The organism is Paenibacillus sp. JT31N17, assembly GCF_056269255.1.
The window spans coordinates 22,374-40,387 of the sequence record NZ_JBWDNP010000028.1 but is presented as its reverse complement, the minus strand read 5'-3'; the positions used below and the strand labels follow the sequence as shown (position 1 = coordinate 40,387).

The following is an 18,014-nucleotide window of genomic DNA, read 5'->3' as shown; positions in this document are numbered from 1 at the left end:
ATAACGAAGAACGGATTCAATTAAAACTAAACAAACTGACGCCGGTTGAGTACCGACGCCAGCTCATAGCCTAGGGCTTTTTTCATTGTCTACAAATTTGGGGCTTGACCAATATCTTCAGGCAGGCTTTAATCTATCTCTTTTATCGGCTGATCTGATAGTCTCCCCGATCCAGCCATTCCTGCCGGATCGTTACTCCCCAGCCAGGGCCTTCCGGAACCTGCACTTGACCTCCGTCCACCTCCAGAGACGTCTCAAGCAGACCTTTCGTCCATTCATCCTGCTCGATTGTATATTCCATGAAGGCACCGGCATTCGGGATCGCAGCGGCCATATGCAGCGTGAATATCGTGACCATGGACAGGTTGGCGGCATGCGGCATGCAGACCATACCGGCCGACTCCGCCATCTTCGCCGCTTCAAGCGCACGGCTCAGGCCGCCGACATAACAGATATCAGGCTGGACGATATCAACCGCCCGCATCCCGATCATCCGCCGGAACTGGGCCAGGTCCGTATCCTGCTCGCCGCCGGTAACCGGTATATCAAGCGCATCCGCTACCTGCTTCGTCCATTCCAGCTCTGTATAGGGACAAGGCTCCTCAAAGTGGGACACTTCGTACTGCTCCAGCATACGGCCCGTCTCGATCGCTTTGCCCGGCGTCAAGCCGCTGTTCGCATCGACAAACAGCAGCGTGTCGTCGCCGACAGCCTCCCTTACCGCACGAACAACTTGCTCCGAACGGCCGGGATAGACGTCCACATCATTGCCGAAATTATTGGCGATGCGGATTTTGAAGGCGCGGATTCCGCTCGTTTCCTGCAGCCGCTTGATCCGTTCCGCTTCGTCCGCCGGCGATATATTGCGCTTCATGCTGGAGCCGTAAATAGCCAGTCTACGCGGCTGCCCGCCCAGAAGCTCGCATACGCTCTTCCCGGCACGCTTCCCCTTCAAATCCCATAATGCCGTATCCAATCCGCCCAACGCCCGGCAAATATATGAGCCGGGAAATTTATGCTCTTCCCGGATAATAAGCTCGGCTAACGCTCCCGGCTCATTCGAATCTGCGCCCAATGCGCGGGGCGCGACCTGCTGGTGAAGTACGAGCGCCGATATATTGGCATGATAGGGAGCAATCTGACCGTAGCCTTGCAGTCCGTCCTCCGAGGTGACGCGGACGATCGACAGCTGGCGGGTCGTAAAGGTCTCGATGCTTGTTATTTTCATTCTTGGCCTCCTGCAGAAGTCTGGTGTAAATCTGGCTGAGCATGCGGAAACGTCTTCCGCCTTCTCCACCTGTTAATCATCAGACTTCTAGTATTATTAACTGTAAGCCATTTTGCTCAGGATCGCGCTCTCGTCCAGCTCAATTCCGAGACCCGGCTGATCGGGCAGCGGCAGAAAACCGTCAACCGGTACGAGTTTATTGATATGAAAATGATTCTGCTGCCGCTGATACCGGATTAAATATTCCAGATAAGGACAGACGGAAGGCGGCAGCGACGCAATGACATGAAGGTTCGCCATTACCGTACAGCCGTGGGGAATGAACTTGACGTCAAAGGTTTCCGCAAGAATGGCGATTTTGCGCAGCTCCGTAATGCCTCCGGTCCAGTCGGGATCCGGCTGCGCGTAATCCAGCAGTCCCCGGTCCAGGAACGGCTTGAATTCCTTGCGCGTATACAGATGCTCGCCGGCCGCAAGCGGTATCCCTCCCCGGTCCTGAAGCACCCCGTAGCCGTCCAATTGATTGGGCTGCAGCGGCTCCTCCAGCCAGAGCGGCCGCAATTCGCGCAGCTGCTCCATCATATCGAGCGCATAGGGCACATCCCAGCCCATCCAGCAATCCAGCATGAAGTCGCTCCCGCCGCCAAGCGCATCCCGGATCTCCTGCGCCATCCGCAGGTTGATCGCCTTGCCCTCCCTGCCGCCCGAGGGACCGTGGCGGAAAAACCATTTTTGCGCGGTGAATCCCTCCCCGGCCAAAGCCTTCGCCTGCTTCCCGGCTGCTCCGGCCTCAATGGGAAAGCCGAGCGTACTGGCATATACGGGAATCTGTGTGCGTGTCGGCCCTCCAAGCAGCCGGTAAACCGGCGTGTTGTAATATTTGCCGCGCAAATCCCAGAGCGCGCAGTCAATCGCGCTGAGCGCCATCATGAAATAACCGGAACGTCCATGCCGGTCAACTCTCATTTGATCCCACAGCCGTTCGATATCAAGCGGATTCTGGCCGATCAGGAACGATTTGATCCTTTTAACGATAATATCCGCCTGCTCCTCGTACACAATCGGCCCGTATAGACCGTCAATTCCCTCGTCTGTATGAATGATCACATAATGGCGGACCACGGGAAGCCTGCCATCCGCGAGACTGACCGGCTGGCTGCGCTGCGCGTAGTCGGAATAACTGTCCAGCGGCGCTGCGGAGCGTTCGTCATGCGCCCACACGGGATCGATCGCTCCGGTCAATTTCCAGACTTCAACATCGGTAATCTTCATTCGTTTCCTCCTCTCTTAACCGGGCCGTGAATGACAGTTACAGGTTGAAAGAGACCTTGGTGACGAACGGCGAATAATACGGTTTGGCCGAAATGATTCCCTTCGTGTGCCTGCCCCATATTCGGATACGCTTCTCTTCACCCGGAAGCAGATCGAAGTAATTGTCCTCGAACAGCCAGCCGAACTCATCCCCCTCATCGCTGCCGCCAAGCTCAATGCTTCTGGCGAACCGGTCCGTAGTCAGCAACAAATCATTTCCGTTTATTTCCATGTTAAGCCTGGCTTCGGGAAATTTCAAATGTTTTTCAATATCCACAAAATCATTCGTCCTGGCTACGACTTTGCCTGTGCCGTCTACGAGACAGGCGTAGAGGATATACTCTCTCGAAAACTGGTTGAACTCATTCAGATTGGCAATGAGGGTCGATTCACCCGGAGCGACGAGAGCCTTCCTCGTCATCTCACCTGCAAAAGCGTTGGCGGAAGGGTTGAACAGCCTGATAAACAAGGTTCCCTCCACATCCTCAGGGCTGTCATTGACCACCCATAGATGAATGAAATTGTTCACGTCGAAGGAGAGCAGAACCGGTTCGTACGCTCTTTTGACAGCATAATAGGGAATATAGGGTTCAAAATAATAGTCGATCATCGAGCCGTAGATGACCGGCCAGGGATCATTCCATCTGCAGACGAAATGCCCTTTGGTAATCCGCTCGCCCCCCGGACTTGCGGACGGTTTTCCTCTGCGGTTGTTCTCAATAATTTTCCTCAAGTAGAGTCCATGGGCCGCTCCGAATTTATAGACCGCCGATTCGAGATCATCCGAATCGTAGAACTGTTCGATCGGCGGGATTTTTCTCCACCCGAATGTAGTCGTGCGCTCCGTCCACGTATCCGGCCAGGGGTATTGGTCCTTCCTGGTGATCATTCCCGAGTACCCTGCGGGCCACGCTCTTTCTTCTCCCATATACCGGACGAAGCTCTTCACCGCTGGCGGCGACGTCCGGATTTCCTCCGCGATGAAGACCGGATAATCGGCTCCCGGCACATACCAGGTATTGGTATAGCTGTGCGTGTCCCCCTCCAGAGGATCATTGGAATAGCTGCCTCCCGAAGGAGAATTTATATGATAATACCGGTCCGGATCGAGCGTTCCGCAGACGTTTCTGTAATCCTCGAGAAATATTTCGCCGCCAATATAAGACTCGCCGGGCAGCTCGAATTCCGCCCCCATAAAGCATTCGTTCCCGCCGCACCACAGCAGGATGGAAGGGTGATGCTTCAGCCGCTTGACCTGATATTCGGCTTCCTTCCTGCATAATTCGCGGTACTCCGGCGTATCGGGAAACATGCCGTAATCATGAAAAAATTCCTGCCAGACGAGGATGCCCCTCTTGTCCGCTTCCCGGTAGAATGCGTCGTCGTACCGGTCGCATCCGCCCCATACCCGCTGCGCGTTCATATTGCAATTCTCCAGCATATCCAGCAGCAAATTGGATTTCTCATTGTCCCAGCAATGCGTAATGCCCTGAATCGGAGCAGACAAGGCTCCCCATAATTTGACGGGCCGCCCGTTGATGACAAAGTCCAGCGGCTTCGCCATGACAACATCCCTGAACCCGATCTGTTTCACTTCACGGTCCTTGACCTCGCCGTTTACCAGCACCTCCACGGCAACCTCGTACAGCGGCTGCCCTCCGTAGCCGCGCGGCCACCATAACCGGGGGCTGTCGATGGTCAATTCGCAGGAATGCCCCCATCGGCCTTTATGATTGCGGTCTGCCCTGCCGCTGTACTGCGCAACAAGGCGCCGGTCCGGATCTCTGACTTCAACCTTCAGCCCGCATTCTCCCACGCTGCCCCAACCATCGGCTGTTACCTTGATCGTCCCTTGTCCGTAGCCGTCCAGCAGCCTGACCCGAAGATCCGTCCCGATAATTTCCGCCTCGTCTATCACTTCCAGCAGTACCTTATCGTAAATGCCCACGCGGGTAAGATAAGGCTTGGCGCCCAGATACATGGTGAAATCATGCTCGTTTTTCCGCAATAACCGGCTCGGTCTGATTTTGCCGATCCATTCCCCCGGCAGCTCCAGATGCTTGATATATTCATGCACGGAGTGAAAATGGATCATCAGGGTGTTATTCGGCTCCAGCCGGCCGGTCACATCCACCCTGAGCGGCAGATACATATCGTTATGGCTGGCCAGATGCTTTCCGTTCAAGTAAATATCCGCCAGCGTATCCAGACCTTTGAAATGCAGAAAGGCTTTCCCCCCGGATGCAGCAGGCTCTCCGCAGGCGAATTCACATTGATAAATCCAGTCCTGCTCGGCCACCCACAGGCACGCTTCGGTTTTCCCCCACAGCGCAGGGTCCTCGATAATGCCTTCCCGCAGCAATATCTCATGTACCTGCGCCGGCACAGACGTCTTGATCCAGTTCTCCGCCGTCTCCCATTTCTTGTCATCGGCGTTTATTTTATCGAACGGCTCGAAGCTCTTGAGCTCCCAGTCCCCGTTCAGCTCCACAATCTGTTTCATCATCGCACTCCTTATCTATCCCTTGATGCTCCCGCCTACGAGTCCCCGGATAAGATGCTTGGACCCGAAGCCGAATATGACGAGAATCGGCAGCGTCGCAATGGCAAGAGCCAGAATTCTGGCGGAATAATCCGTCCGGTATTCGCTCCCCAATGTGGATATGGCAAGCGGTATCGTATATAACGATTCCTTGTTAATGAGAACCAGCGGCGTCAGATAATTGTTCCAGGACCATAAGAAGAATAGCAGGAAAAGCGTAATCATGGCCGGCCGGATGACGGGCAGCACAATCCTGGCGAAAATACCGAGGTCGCTGCAGCCGTCCAGCCTTCCGCTCTCAATAATTTCATTGGGAACGGAGCTTGCGATATACTGCGTCATCCAGAAAACGCCGAAAGCGTTGGCCAGGCCGCCGATAATGAGCGGATACAGCGTATTGGCAAGTCCGAGCGTCCGCATCTCCACCACGAAACCGATCAAACCAAGCTGCGAAGGGATCATCAGCGTGCCCAGAATAAAATAATAAAGCGACTTCTTCGCCTTGAAATTGTATTTGGCAAAAGCAAAGCCCGTCAGGGCGCTGATCAGCACGGCTCCGACCGTGTTCAGCACCGAGACATAGACGCTGTTCAGATAAAATTTAAAAAAATTCTGTTCCATAATCGATTTGAAATTCTCGATGAAATAATTGCCCGGCAGCAGCTTTAGACCCGTGTACAGATCCTCGCTGACATAGGTGCCCATTACAATCATCATGTAGAAAGGGATCAGAGCAAGCAGGGACAAGACCGCCACAAAGAAATACACCGGCCATTTTGCGATTGATATACTCAAGTGTCAGGTCTCCTCCCCGCGGTTCATAATCTTCAAGGTCAAAAAGGAAAAAATCGAAATGATGATAAACAGGCTGTAGGCAATCGCCGAGCCGTAGCCGAATTGAAAATCCTTGAACGCCACTTCGTAATAGCGCATCACGACGGTCATTGCGGCATGATCGGGACCGCCGATCGGCTGTGAGGCCGACTGGAACAGAAGCTGGGGCTCATCGAACAGCTTGAACCCGTTAATAATGCTCGTAATGACTACGAACAGCATGATCGGCTTCAGCATCGGAAGCGTAATATAGTAGAAGGAGTTGATCCATTTCGCGCCGTCGATTTTGGCCGATTCATAGAGCTCCTCGGGAATCGTCGACAAGCCCGAGAGAAACAGCACCATTTTATAGCCGTATCCGACCCAGCCTACAATTATCATGACCACTATTCTCGCAGGCGTGGAGGTACCGAGCCAGTTGACGGAGTCCACTCCGATTTTCTCCAGAAGAATGTTCACCGTGCCGGTCTTCCAGTCGAACATGATCTGGAAGATAATCCCGATCGCGACGGGCGTCGTAATATACGGGAAAAAATTGATTAACTGGAACGTCGTCCGGGATCTGCTGAAGAAATCCTTGAGGAATACCGCAAGCGCCAGCCCCAGCACAATCTCCACCGGAATGGTGACCACGACGATCAGCAGCGTGTTGAAAATGGATTTGTAGAACAGCGGATCGTCCGTAAAGATACGGATATAATTCTTCAGCCCGACAAACGTCTTGGCGGAAATCCCGTCCCAGCTTGTAAAGCTGAGAACAAGCGAGTACACAATCGGGAAGAGACTAAACAGCGCATACAGCAGAAAATACGGAGTAATGAGAAAATAGGGAACCAGCTTTCTTCCATTCCATTGCAAATCCTTCACCCTCTACCGAATGGAGTTAAAACATTTGACTGCGTATGAAGGGGGCTGGGCGTTAACCCGAACCCCGCTTCTTCAACGGAACTATGCCTTGATATCCGGCTGCTTGGTCATGATGTCGTCCTGCATTTTCTGGACCAGCTCGTCGACGGACACACTGCCGCCCTCTGACGCGTTGATCGTCTGCATCGCAACATTCATCGCATCATCGATATCCTGATCATATTTGCTCGGCAGACGCACCGATTTGATTTTGGGGAAAATATCCGTATCGAACACGGCCATGACATCCTGCCCCGCAAAATGCTCATCCTTATGGGAATAGAAATTCGGAATATCATAGACAGGCTTGTAAGGGGAGAAATTCCCTTTCTGGTCACGCATAATTTCCGAGCCCTTCTCGGTCATGAAGAAGAACTTGATCAGTTCCGCTGCACCCACCTTGTTCTTGGCCTTCGCCGGAACCCCCTGAACCGTTCCGCCGAAAGGGAAAGGGCCGCCCGGCGGGATCATGAAGCCCCAGCGGCCAATCCCGTCCTTGTCATTGGCCTTGATCGTGAAGTCGACGGACCAGTTGGCGCACGGGTAGAAGATATGAATCTCGTCCGTGTATGACGTGCCTTCGGCCGGCGATGAAACATCCAGCGTATCGACGATTCCCGCCTGCTTCATTTCCACAAGCTTCTGCAGAATCGGCTTGACGCCCTGATCGAAATTAAGCGTATCGCCCTGGATGAACGGCGTGCTCGATTGGCCCTTCAGGAACGCATAGGCATCGCCCAGACTGGCAAACATGAATACGCTTCCATTTGATTTCTGTTTAACTTCCTTCCCCTTTTCGATAAATACATCCCAGTCGGTAAAAATTTTCTCCAGCTCCGCAGGATCATCGGTGCCGAAGTATTCCTTGGCCAAAGCCCGCTTGTACGCCATGCCGGCTACGGAAGGAGCCTCTGGCCCGACATATACACCGGAATCTGTCGTTTCCAGGGGAATCAGGTAGTCCAGCAGCTGGGAGGTGTCGAGACTGTAAGGCTCCTTGGAAAGATCCTCCCAAATGTCCAGCGACAGCAGCTTGCCGCGGAACGTCTGTTCAAGCCAGGCGATATCGGGCAGATCGGCTCCCGAGGCAAGCGCAGTTTGCAGCTTTTGCGCCATATCCTTGGCCAGAACCGAGGTCAGCACGATATTGTACTGCGGATTCAGCTTGGTAAATTCCTCATACAGTTTCTTGCGGCTGTCCGAGACATCCCATGTCCAGATGTTGATGTCTGTCTTTTTTTCCGCCGTCTTCCCGCCTGTGTCTGAGCTCTGCTGTGATTCTTCATTATTCGCGGCCGTCTGGTTGTTACCGCCGCCGCTGCTGCATGACACAAGCAGCGTACCTATAAGGATGCTGACAAGAAATAACGGTATACCCCTCCAAATGCGTGATTTCATTCAACTGCCTCCTCCTGTTTATCTTTTTCCTTCAACTTGAATTTATCATCTGCGGGAATCGCAAAATATAGCTCAAAATTATGATCTGTTATACATTTTTAGGGTCGTGCGTCAGGAAAATAAGCGGCAGCGAAAACCAGATCAGCGTACCTTCGTTTTCCGTGCTTTCAATATTCAGAATACTGGTTTGGCCGAACAGCAGCTTCAGACGGTTGTTTACATTAAGCAGCCCGATGTGATCCAGATCCTCCTCCAGCGAAGGAGAGGCCATCTGCCCCCGGAGCTTGTCCAGAATGCCTGGGCTGATTCCGACTCCGTTGTCCTCTACGCTGACCTTCAGCACATTGGAGTCGGATGAAACGCGGATCCGTATCCAGCCCTTCCTCAAGGCAGGCAGAATCCCGTGAAAGATACTGTTCTCGACAAGCGGATACAGGATCATTTTCGGAATTTTATATGCCTTGCACGACTCGTCAACCTGCCAGATGACTTCCACCGCATCGTTGTACCTGTATTTGAGGATCATATTGTAGTCGTCGATATAGTTCATCTCGTCCCCGATGCTGGAGAGCATCTTGGGGTGATTCCTGATCGTTGTCTGCAGGAAGGAGATGAACGCCTTCGTCAGCGTGACAATATCCGGGGCGTTCGCCTTGCGCGCCAGGTAAATAATGGCGTTCAGGGTGTTGGAGATAAAATGCGGATTGATCTGCAGCATGAACATTTTGAGCTCCAGTTCTCTTTCCTTTTTCTCCATGAGGACAGACTCGTCCAATAATTTCTTGATATCCTTGACCATGCGGTTGAACACTCTGGCCGCTTCCTCGATCTCGTCTCCGCTTGTCACCACGATATTGGTGTGGAATTCGCCCTTCGCCACCTGCCTCATGCCTCGAACCAGCTTGAGCAGGGGCTTTGCCACATTGGCGGCTACCGGATAAATGATGATCCACATGAACAGCAGGCAGATCAAAAAAATATACACAATCGCGTAATTGAAATATTTCATATTCGCGTTTATTTTGCTTTTGGATATCGTTCCGGTAATCGTCCAGTTGCTGGATGGAATCGAATCAAAGATATAATACTGGCCTGCCCTGAACAAGACGTTCTGCGTCTGTGACGGCCCTTTCAGCAATTCATCGGGAATGGCGGCGGAAGATGGGTCGGGGGAGTAAATCGTATGCTCCGACTTGTCGAAAGCGATAATCTTGATCCCGAGAGAGGGGTCAACGAGCATCGGCTTTACCAGGGCGGCATAGTTCAGGTTGATCAGCAGCTTGCCCAAATAAACGCTCTGGGAGGGGTTTTGTTTATCATAGATATTGGTCACATACGTCACCACATTCAAACGGGATGTATTCGACGGTGCGACCACGATATGGGGACTGGAGACCCCGTTATATGTATGGCTGTTTCTGAAATCGTCGTACCAGCCCCCGCTCAGGTCGCTGTAGTAAATGCCGCTCAGCTCGAGCGCCTTGCCATGCGTATCGACGATGCTCATATCCACGATAATATTGTCCCGAAGGAAATTGTACTCCTTGAGCAGCGTATTGATTTTCCAGACCGTCGAGAAATAGTCGTAACCGTCCGTTACCATCGTTTTCTTCAATAAAGCCTGCAGCTGGTCGTTGACGATAATGCCCTTGGCGTAGGTCACCGTATCCTCCAGCGTGTACGAGACCTGCTGCGTTATTTTCCCGACGATGGTCTGGTTGTCTCTGATCGTCTGTCTGCTGAGAATGGGATTGACGTATATGTACATGGAAACGCCCATTAGTCCGACGGAAAGCAATATAGCGAGAAAAGTCAGCGTGACGATTTTTGTCTTGATTCTCATATGCTGCACCGACTTGTCATAAGATTCCTCTCCCTGCCTAACGTTAACGGCTGCCGGGATTTCTTCCCGTTATCCGTTTATAGGTTTTGCAAAAATACTGCACCGTTTGATAGCCGACCATGGAGCCCACCTCATAGATTTTATAATTCCCTGTCTCCAGAAGCTCCTGGGCGCGTTCGATCCGGTACCTGGCGAGATAGACGACGAATGAAATGCCTACCTCCTTCTTGAACAGCTGACTGGTATAAATCAGACTTAGCCCCAGCCTGTCGGCAATCTCATTCAACGAAATATCCTTCTGATAATTGGCATGAATATACTGAAGCACATCCCTGATCTTCCTGCTGTGCTTCGATTTGGACTCCTCCGAGATCTGCCCGACAATACGCTCAAACCATTCGGATATTTGAAATACATTGTCTAGATTCTGAATTTCCGCAAGCTTTTCAATAGGGTCGATAATGGGAGCCCCCTGCTGCGGCGATTTCTGGTGATTGATGATCCGAACCAGCTCAAACATGCATTTGCGCAGCAAGCCCGTATCCTGCAGCAGCACCAGCTGGCGTGTAAACAGATCTCTGATCTTCCCGCTCACGTCAGCATACCGACTCAAGCTGAGGTCATCCTGAATATCCTTCAGCTCCTGCTCTATCGCGGGATATGGAATATCCTGATTCGGCGCCTTCCCGGCACCGGTCAGGATGCAGCTGCTTTTATTGAAAATTTTGAGTGCGTAGATTTCCCTTGTTTTCTTCAAGGATTCCTTCATGACGCGAGGATTCTCGAAAATCGGCCCGATGGCGATGGACACGGTATGGCTGCTGGCCCGGGCAATTTGATGCTGAAGATGCCGGGCGAACGCCCAGTTGAACTCGTACATTTTACTCTCGCTGAACGGCTGGGGAATCCGGACAAAAACCGCATATTCGCGGTTGGACAAATCGGCCGCCTCGGCTTCGAATCCTTTAAACAGCCGGGTATACAGAAGATCGATAAACTCGCCCTGCTCTATCCCTTCATCCACAGGCTGCAGCGGTTCCCGCTCCAGCGGCTTGCGGTCAAGCCCCACGATGAATATTCCCGTCCTGCCCTGCCAGGGGAATGGACTCGCGAGACCTGCCGTCTCCGCTTCACCCGTTTGCGATGCCGCGCGCTTGAGGAACATCCGCAGATGCTCTTTTCTGGCCAGGTAGCCCGCGCTCTCTTCCTGTTCGATCTGCTGCTTCGCTTTATTGAGCTCTTCCACTAATATTTCGCTGTCCAGCTCATGCTTCAGCACATAGGAATGAATGCCCAGCTTGATCGCTTCACGCGCAAAATCGAAATCTCCGAAGGCGGTCAGCAGGATAATTTTCTTGTTTTTCTGCCTGCCGAGAATGCCCGCCGTCATTTCCAGGCCGCCGAGCACGGGCATCTTGATATCCGAGATGATGATGTCAGGATTCTGCTCCTCGAATAGCCGCAAGCCCTCGCGGCCGTTCCTCGCTTCGGCGATGAGCGCGAAGCCGTGATATTCCCAATCGATCAGATGCTTGATTTCATCTCTGACGATATCCTCATCCTCTACGATCATGACCTTCAGCATGCTCTATCGCCTCTTTTCCGCTTGCAAATGCGATATCCGCCGCAATTTGCGGCCGGAACAAATCCCACCTGAACGGCGTTTCCCCCAGGTGCATCAGAGGCTGCTCGCGGTAATGGGCATTCGTCACCGCAATCAGCGCCTCCCAGTGGCTGGCGGCATGCGGCGGACTCAGCCATTCCACAGCGTTCTGCCGCTCCGCTTCTTCGCCGGTTCTCTCAAACAGTGCAGCATGCACCCCCGCCCGCAGCTTGGCGGCAAAATAAAGACCGAGATACGCCCACGCCTCAATATCCGCCTTCTCGCAGTCAAGTGCCGGATGCTCCGTGCGGATCGTTCCGAGCAAAGCCAAGCCGCGGCTGGCGTCCGCTTCCAGCGTATCCGCGAGCTGGAGGGGCGTTGTGCGCCCTTCCATGGAGCCGCCGCCCAGCAGCCGGTCCGCATAATCCCTCAGCGACAAATATTCGGGATCGAACGGCGTGCTTTCCAGCAAATCCCGCAATGAAATGAAGGCATCGCCCGGTGAGTCGCATTTGGTATTGTCGCTTGCGATGAAGCCTTCCGCATATAAGGTAAAGTCCCATGTGAACGAAAAGTACGAGGCCAGCGCCATTGGCATTTTGCAGACGGCGGAATAGGCGCTCAATAACGGACTCCCTGCGGATTTGCCGAAGCGCCGGCCGATTGCCTCCTCGAAGACGGAGTCAGGCGTCCCGGAATCGTACAGCAGCCGGCCCCACAGCATGTAATACAGCCACATTTTCTCGAAAGCATAGGTCCAGTCCATATGCGGATGTCCTGCGTCATGAGAGTAATCGTCGGCAGGGATAAAGCACTCGGAGCCGATATAATATCCGCCGACATAATCATGAGCATTGGCCGAGATATGCGTCCGGATGAAATCCGGCTGCGCCCAGCGGAGCGTGAAGAAATCCTCATTGCGCACCATCCAGGTGATTTTGTAATTGGCCGGCGGCCGATCCCAATACCCCTCCATTCCTGCCGAACCGCCATGCGTGAGCAGAAGTCTTGGGGAGGAATAGGCATGGGACCAGTTGAACTTCACTTCGACCCAGACCGGCTCGGGCAGAAGCCCGTTGTTCTCAATGGAGTCTCTCGTAATTTGCGGATCGACGGAAAACGGCGCCCGGTGAATGAATTTGACAGGCCGGCTTGCCCGCTTCATTCCTTCATAATAGACATCCTCGATCCATGTCTGCCTGTCCTGCGGAGTCATATCATGCATTCTTTCGCCCAGTGATGTGCCAAGGCCGGTCAAATCGGGGTATTCGTCGATCAGCTGCGTCACGCACTCCCGGGTATACTGCCTGATCTGCTCCGTGGAGTAGGAATCGCCGTAATAATGATCCAGATCGCTGACAGCATTTCCGTCATAGTTCGCCTTGAAAGCCTCCGATACAAAAATATTCCAGTTCACCATATAAGTCTCGATTCCCCGGTCCTTCGCCATCTGGAACAGCGAGGTCCAATACTGCCTCCACTCCGATAATTCCTGCTCTGTGAAGGGGCAGGCTTCCGGAAAATTCACCGGCCTGATCATATAGGGAAAGGGATGAAGATTCCAGAGTGTCAGCGTATTATAGCGGTTCCTGGCCATCATATCGAGAAACTGAACCCAGAAGTCCAGATCGCGGACGGCGTCGTGCTGAAGGTCGAAGCATTCATTCGTCCTGTAGCTGGACCAGGGCAAATTAAACTTCAGCGCGCGGAAGGGAAATTTGGCGTTCATCACGCACTCCGGGACATCCAGCAGCTTACCCTTCGACTGCAGCCGCTCGGCAAGCTCGAATATGCCGTACATCCCTCCCGTTTCCTCGGCAGCCAGCACGTATACCGTCTGCCTGCCCTTATAAATGCCTTGGCGGATTTCAAAGCCCTCGCTTCGAACGCCGGCATCCATGTTCAGCCCGTACGAGGCTGCTTCCTCTACGCTTGCCGTTATCATAATAGTTGTGGACGCCGGACTGTCCGGCGCTCCGCAGCTCCAGGGTTCCCCGATCTCTTCGAGCGCTTCGGTCAAGTGATCAAGCGCCAGCTTCAATCTGGGAGAATCATCCCGAACCGTTATCGCCACTGTCATGGAGCAGCCCTTCTTTCCAGAGAATTCAGACCGTTGTTTCAAAAATTCCGCAGCTAAAATCGGTGACATATTCCTCGCCCGGCTGCAGCTCCCGGAAAGTGCCGTGAGCGAGGGAATCGTCCAACGAGGCAAAGGCGTCATTGGACGGCTCTATGGCAACGGTATAGATGTCATCGCTGATGCTGCTCCAATAGCGGATGTACGGAAAAGCGTCCAGCTTCCAGCGGAGCGAAACGCCGACTCCCTTCTTCCGGTTGACCAGCCGCGCCCAGGGCTCGCTGATATTTTTCAGCACGAGAAATAATTGTTCATGCGCCTCCCGTGGGAGCACTTCCCGAATATTTCTGGCTGCGCCGCTTGGCAGCGTGATCCGGTCTATCGGCTCCTCATAACTGCTCAGACCGCTGCCGGGAGCAGCCGCATACTGACGGGGATGGAATGCGATGCAATCCGGCACCTCAACGGTCACGTGCTCGTCCAGAAACTGTCCCCCGAACGCAGGATGCTGCGTCCAGGTAAACACGATAGCGGAGTCTCCCGCATTCCGGATCCGCTCCCCGATATACAAGACGGGATCGTCCTTCCGGATCATGAATGTCTTCTCGACATGCATGGGGATTTCCGGCAGCTGGACATAGCAGCGGACAGCCGCCTTATCGGCCGTATTCTCGATTATTTCATACTCCCATGGAAGCGTCGCGGCGATTCCGCCCGTATCCTGCGTAATCTCGATGCTGCCGTATCTGGCTCTATGGGGCAGGCAGTCCTGCCAGCCTCCCGCATAGAGCTCCGAATACATCCCAAGCCGCTGTTCGGCTAGATTCCTGCCGCGGAAGCCTTCGAGACCCGCGCCGGTCTTCAGAAGGACGTCCATATCCAGGGGTTTATAGATGAATTCGTACAGATCGGCGCCCTTTCCGGTCAAAATGCTGATTTTGAGCAGGCTGTTCTCCAAAACCAGCATTTTTAAATTGGAAACAGCAGTTTCATCCATTGTACACGGCGAGTTATTCGGCATGGCGATCCCCACCCTCTTTATTGAAAAATATTCAACTCGCGCGGCGCCGGGAAAATCTCATCCAGCCGCCTTAGAGTCGGCTCATCCAGCTCGATCTCGACAGCCCTCAGCGAATCCTCGAGCTCCGCTACCGTACAGGGGCCGATGATCGGCGCGGAGATTGCCGGATTCGACAACAACCAGGCCAAGGCGACGTGAGCCTCCTTCTCCCCGAGCTCACGGCAGAGGGCGGAGTACTGCTCAAGCTGTGGACGATGCGACTCAAGCAGCTTGCGCGCATGACCGCTAAGCGTCTGCGGGATGGGGCGCGTGATGTCGAGAGCCAGGAGCCCTCTGGCCAAGGGGCTGAAGATCGTAACGCCAATTCCCAGATCTCTTGCTGTGGGGAGCGTATCCAATTCGGCATAACGGTTGACCAGACTATAGCCATGCTGCTCGGAGATCAAGCCCATGAAATGTCTCTCTTTGGCGCTTGATTGCGCTTTCAATAAATCCCGGCCTGCGAAATTCGAGGAGCCGATATAATCCACCTTGCCCTGCCGCACCAATCCCTCGAAGGCCTCCCACAGCTCCTCCCACAGTACGTTGCGGTCGACGTGGTGCATCTGGTAAAGCTCGATATGGTCAGTCTGCAATCGTTTCAGCGAAGCTTCGAAATGGCGGCGGATTTTATATAAGGACAGTCCCTGCGGCTGATTCGGACCGTCGATGATGTCATCGTCAAACATGCGTCCGACCTTCGTGCCGAGCACAACCCGCTCGCGGCGGCTGCCGCCCTTGGCGAACCAGCGGCCAATGATTTCCTCCGTGATGCCGCGCTGTCCGAGATCGCCGTATACATTCGCTGTATCAAAAAAATTAATTCCCGCATCCAGAGCGGCATCCATGATGTTATGCGCTTCCTGCTCCGTCACGCTGCCGTAATCCCCCGGCTTCTTCTTCTCGCTGCCGAAAGCCGCCGTACCCAGGCATAACCGGCTTACTCTCATCCCGGATCGTCCCAAATAACCAAACTTCATCCTGTATCCCTCCCCGTTTATAAAAGAAGAAACGGCTATCGCCGTCCATTGGCGGAGCAGTTCGTTTCTTCACTCAAAGCTTATGGACATTTATAGGCGTAAAACTTATAAATGGCATAAGGTTGTGGCAAGCACCCGTTCTACACAGCTCCGCAAACATCAAGCCTCACACTGTATAAAGAAGTGGTGGCGGTAATATACAATATATCGTTCCGCGAAGAGCCGGCCCCGCTGCCGAAGCATAAATTGGCTGCGACCTCGGGCAGCTCGATTCTGCCCAAATGCTCCCCTGACGGGGCGTATATCCAGATGCCGCCCGGACCGGTGACATACACATTGCCCCGTTCATCGGTTTTCATTCCATCCGCGGCCCCCGGCCCCATTGCCGTATCCATCTCTGCGAAGATCCGCCCGTCAGGGTTTACGGTTCCGTCCGGGGCAGTATCATACACCTTAATATGCTGTTTGTTGGTATCGTTAATATAGAGCAGAGATTCATCGGGCGAAAAGGCCAGGCCGTTAGGCCGCTCAAAGTCGCCGACCAGCAAATCGACAGCGCCTGTTGCCGGGTGGTACCTGAACACGCCGTTGTAATCCAGATCTCTGGAATCTCCCAGCATCGCGCTGTAGGGATCGGAGAAGTAAATCGTCCCGTCCTTTTTAACGATGACATCGTTCGTATTATTCAACCGCTTTCCCTGATAATGCGTTGCCAGAGCGGCTGCGGTTCCATCCGCTTCAATGCGGGAAATCCGCCGTGCCAGCGATTCGCACTGAATCAATCGGCCCTCCGCGTCCAATGCAAGACCGATCGCCCTGCCGCTCTGCTCGATGTAGAGCCGTGGACCGTCCGCCTCGCTCCAGGTATGAATATGATGGTTGGGAAAGTCTGTGAAATAAAGCTGGTTGGTCCGTGAGCACCAGACGGGTCCTTCCGCGAACGAATATCCGGAAGCAAGCTTATGCATTTCCCGCCCTACGGGAATGAGTTCATCGAGAAGCGTGTTATAACGGATTATTTTCATTCAACCATTCTCCTTTCCTAAGGCGTACTTGGGCTTTACCGTAATGCGATCTTATCACCAGCCATACCCAAGATCAATAAACGTTTAATACCCTCTGCCCCGTTCGATGACATTAAGCAGCGGCTCGCCCTGCAAATATCTTTGAATATTTGCTGTGAACAATTCGGTTCTTCTCTCCGCTTTTTTTGGACTTACGCCTGCCGCGTGAGCCGTCAGAATGACGTTCGGCATATCCCACAAGGGGCTGCTTGCCTGGGGCGGTTCCACCGCCGTAACATCCAGTCCCGCTCCATGAAGATGCCCGCTCTGCAGCGCCTCGATCAGCGCCTCCTCGTCGACGGTGCGCCCGCGTCCAATATTAATGAAAACAGCTCCGCGCTTCATCCTCCCGATTCGTTCAGCGCTGATTATACCCTCGGTCTCGGCCGTCAGCGGAAGGGTGGAGACGATAAAATCCGATTTGGCCAGGGCGCTGTCCAGATCGGCGGTCACAACCAGCTCATCGACAAAAGACGGACGCTCCGACAGGCTCCGTTTGACCCCGATGACGCGGGCTCCCAGCCCTTTCGCTTTCCGGGCCAACTCCGTTCCAATATCCCCCATGCCGATGATCGTCACGAGCGAATTCTGAATTTCCAGACAACGCGGATTATGCTTCCAGATCCGTTCCGATTGCTGGCGGAAATGAACGTGAAGCTGTCTCGTTAACGCCAGCAACAGCGCCAGTGCATGCTCGGCGCCGGGGACGCTGAATACTCCGCTGGAGGAGGTTACGACCACATGCTCCTGCAGCGCAGGCCTCTTCACGTAGCTGTCCGCTCCGGCGCTTGGCAGCTGCAGCCATTTTAGCGCTCTCATTGTTTGAAGCATCCCGTCGGATGGGAATCCAATCAGGATTTCGGCATTCTCGAGGCCACCGAGCTCCCATTCATCCCGCTTTCTATCCATAAACGTCACCTGGGGAAACTGCCGCTTCATCCTTTGCAGCTGCCCATCGTCCAGAATAAAATCGCCGGAATAGCTTATTGCCGCTATCATATCAATCTCCTTCCCGGACATTCTTCGGTTAATCGTGCTCTTTATATTGTATCACCGGCTATTTTTGATAATTTGTAACGAATTTAATATACGTTACACTTTTTTATGATCGGGCCGGCATAAGAATAACCTTTACTTTACACGCAAAGAAGCTCCGGATATATCTCCG

13 protein-coding genes are annotated in these 18,014 nt (G+C 53.5%); all 13 read right to left on the bottom strand.

The genetic code is table 11. The features are described 5' to 3' along the window. Positions 1–142: 142 nt before the first annotated feature. The 13 genes from AC0YOB_RS37630 to AC0YOB_RS37570 all read right to left on the bottom strand — a co-directional run bounded on the left by AC0YOB_RS37630 (position 143) and on the right by AC0YOB_RS37570 (position 17,845). A complete protein-coding gene (locus tag AC0YOB_RS37630) occupies positions 143–1,228 on the bottom strand; it encodes a mandelate racemase/muconate lactonizing enzyme family protein (RefSeq protein WP_475797112.1) in 1,086 nt (361 codons plus the stop codon). 96 nt (positions 1,229–1,324) lie between these two features. Further along, a complete protein-coding gene (locus AC0YOB_RS37625; RefSeq protein WP_475797111.1) occupies positions 1,325–2,500 on the bottom strand; it encodes an enolase C-terminal domain-like protein in 1,176 nt (391 codons plus the stop codon). Between the two features lie 37 nt (positions 2,501–2,537). Beyond that, positions 2,538–5,042: a beta-mannosidase gene (locus AC0YOB_RS37620; RefSeq protein ID WP_475797110.1), complete on the bottom strand. Its 2,505-nt coding sequence runs from the start codon at positions 5,040–5,042 to the stop codon at positions 2,538–2,540. Between the two features lie 15 nt (positions 5,043–5,057). Then, positions 5,058–5,876: a carbohydrate ABC transporter permease gene (locus AC0YOB_RS37615; protein WP_379114322.1), complete on the bottom strand. Its 819-nt coding sequence runs from the start codon at positions 5,874–5,876 to the stop codon at positions 5,058–5,060. A gap of 3 nt (positions 5,877–5,879) precedes the next feature. Continuing rightward, positions 5,880–6,773 carry a carbohydrate ABC transporter permease gene (locus AC0YOB_RS37610; RefSeq protein WP_210046828.1) on the bottom strand — a complete coding sequence of 298 codons (894 nt, stop codon included), beginning with the start codon at positions 6,771–6,773 and terminating at the stop codon, positions 5,880–5,882. A 90-nt stretch (positions 6,774–6,863) separates the two neighbouring features. Continuing rightward, the gene (locus tag AC0YOB_RS37605) at positions 6,864–8,219 is read right to left on the bottom strand and encodes an ABC transporter substrate-binding protein (protein ID WP_210046827.1); all 1,356 of its coding nucleotides are present in this window, start codon (positions 8,217–8,219) and stop codon (positions 6,864–6,866) included. A gap of 88 nt (positions 8,220–8,307) precedes the next feature. Further along, the gene (locus tag AC0YOB_RS37600) at positions 8,308–10,062 is read right to left on the bottom strand and encodes a cache domain-containing sensor histidine kinase (RefSeq protein WP_475797109.1); all 1,755 of its coding nucleotides are present in this window, start codon (positions 10,060–10,062) and stop codon (positions 8,308–8,310) included. Positions 10,063–10,105: 43 nt separating this feature from the next. Then, complete coding sequence (locus AC0YOB_RS37595) at positions 10,106–11,647, bottom strand: response regulator (protein ID WP_475797108.1); 1,542 nt, start codon at positions 11,645–11,647, stop codon at positions 10,106–10,108. After that, on the bottom strand, positions 11,619–13,745 hold the full coding sequence (locus AC0YOB_RS37590; RefSeq protein WP_475797107.1) for an alpha-glucuronidase family glycosyl hydrolase: 2,127 nt from the start codon (positions 13,743–13,745) through the stop codon (positions 11,619–11,621). Before AC0YOB_RS37590 ends, AC0YOB_RS37595 begins: the two co-directional genes overlap by 29 nt. A 25-nt stretch (positions 13,746–13,770) precedes the next feature. After that, positions 13,771–14,763, bottom strand: coding sequence for a DUF4432 family protein (locus AC0YOB_RS37585; protein WP_475797106.1), 993 nt, complete (start codon positions 14,761–14,763; stop codon positions 13,771–13,773). Positions 14,764–14,780: 17 nt separating this feature from the next. Beyond that, the gene (locus tag AC0YOB_RS37580; RefSeq protein ID WP_475797105.1) at positions 14,781–15,782 is read right to left on the bottom strand and encodes an aldo/keto reductase; all 1,002 of its coding nucleotides are present in this window, start codon (positions 15,780–15,782) and stop codon (positions 14,781–14,783) included. Positions 15,783–15,922: 140 nt separating this feature from the next. Continuing rightward, positions 15,923–16,807 (bottom strand): SMP-30/gluconolactonase/LRE family protein, encoded by an 885-nt coding sequence (locus tag AC0YOB_RS37575; protein ID WP_475797104.1) that lies wholly within the window; start codon positions 16,805–16,807, stop codon positions 15,923–15,925. Between the two features lie 84 nt (positions 16,808–16,891). After that, complete coding sequence (locus AC0YOB_RS37570; protein ID WP_475797103.1) at positions 16,892–17,845, bottom strand: D-2-hydroxyacid dehydrogenase; 954 nt, start codon at positions 17,843–17,845, stop codon at positions 16,892–16,894. Between the last annotated feature and the right edge of the window lie 169 nt (positions 17,846–18,014).

What these genes read in the sequence shown, in the direction of transcription:
- AC0YOB_RS37630 (WP_475797112.1), bottom strand. Translation starts at nt 1,228, where the DNA reads ATGAAAATAACAAGCATCGAGACCTTTACGACCCGCCAGCTGTCGATC.
- AC0YOB_RS37625 (WP_475797111.1), bottom strand. Translation starts at nt 2,500, where the DNA reads ATGAAGATTACCGATGTTGAAGTCTGGAAATTGACCGGAGCGATCGAT.
- AC0YOB_RS37620 (WP_475797110.1), bottom strand. Translation starts at nt 5,042, where the DNA reads ATGAAACAGATTGTGGAGCTGAACGGGGACTGGGAGCTCAAGAGCTTC.
- AC0YOB_RS37605 (WP_210046827.1), bottom strand. Translation starts at nt 8,219, where the DNA reads ATGAAATCACGCATTTGGAGGGGTATACCGTTATTTCTTGTCAGCATC.
- AC0YOB_RS37600 (WP_475797109.1), bottom strand. Translation starts at nt 10,062, where the DNA reads ATGAGAATCAAGACAAAAATCGTCACGCTGACTTTTCTCGCTATATTG.
- AC0YOB_RS37595 (WP_475797108.1), bottom strand. Translation starts at nt 11,647, where the DNA reads ATGCTGAAGGTCATGATCGTAGAGGATGAGGATATCGTCAGAGATGAA.
- AC0YOB_RS37590 (WP_475797107.1), bottom strand. Translation starts at nt 13,745, where the DNA reads ATGACAGTGGCGATAACGGTTCGGGATGATTCTCCCAGATTGAAGCTG.
- AC0YOB_RS37585 (WP_475797106.1), bottom strand. Translation starts at nt 14,763, where the DNA reads ATGCCGAATAACTCGCCGTGTACAATGGATGAAACTGCTGTTTCCAAT.
- AC0YOB_RS37580 (WP_475797105.1), bottom strand. Translation starts at nt 15,782, where the DNA reads ATGAAGTTTGGTTATTTGGGACGATCCGGGATGAGAGTAAGCCGGTTA.
- AC0YOB_RS37575 (WP_475797104.1), bottom strand. Translation starts at nt 16,807, where the DNA reads ATGAAAATAATCCGTTATAACACGCTTCTCGATGAACTCATTCCCGTA.
- AC0YOB_RS37570 (WP_475797103.1), bottom strand. Translation starts at nt 17,845, where the DNA reads ATGATAGCGGCAATAAGCTATTCCGGCGATTTTATTCTGGACGATGGG.